Genomic DNA, 734 nt, shown 5'->3' on the forward strand with positions numbered 1-734 from the left:
TGGCCCGTGAGCGCAGCGCTCGGGAATGCCGACAGGAACAGCACCGTCTGCGCGACATCCTGCACCGTCGTGAACACGCCGTCGACCGTGTTGCCGAGCATCACCTTCTTGATCACTTCCTCTTCGCTGATGCCGAGCTCCTTCGCCTGCTCCGGAATCTGCTTGTCGACCAGCGGCGTGCGCACGAAGCCCGGACATACGACGTGCGAGCGCACGTTGTGCTTCGCGCCTTCCTTCGCCAGCACGCGCGCCAAGCCGAGCAGTCCGTGCTTGGCCGTCACGTACGCCGACTTCAGCGGCGACGCTTCGTGCGAATGCACCGAGCCCATGTAGATCACGACGCCGCCGCGATCGTCCTTGTACATGTGCTTGAGCGCAGCCTTCGTCGTCAGGAATGCGCCATCCACGTGGATCGCCTGCATTTTCTTCCAGTCGGAGAACGAATAGTTCTCGATCGGGTTGACGATCTGGATACCGGCGTTCGACACGAGGATGTCGACCGAGCCGAACGCTTCGGCCACCTTGTCGATGCCGGTGTTCACGGCTTCCTCGCTGGTCACGTCCATCGCGACGCCGATCGCCTTGCCGCCCGCCTTGTTGATCTCGTCGGCGACCGCGTTCGCGCCGTCCTGGTTCAGGTCGGCGATTGCGACGGCCGCGCCTGCCTTGGCCAGCTCCAGCGCGATTTCCTTGCCGATGCCGCTCGCGGCGCCCGTGACGACTGCGGTCTTGCC

The 734-nt window shown here is 64.4% G+C and carries 1 protein-coding gene; it reads right to left on the reverse strand.

Annotated features, from left to right (window positions below):
• A partial coding sequence (locus WT97_RS31330) for a 3-hydroxybutyrate dehydrogenase (protein ID WP_060355086.1) occupies nucleotides 1-734 on the reverse strand: 734 nt, incomplete at both ends.

The organism is Burkholderia sp. MSMB1459WGS, assembly GCF_001534535.1.
Taxonomy (GTDB): Bacteria; Pseudomonadota; Gammaproteobacteria; order Burkholderiales; family Burkholderiaceae; genus Burkholderia.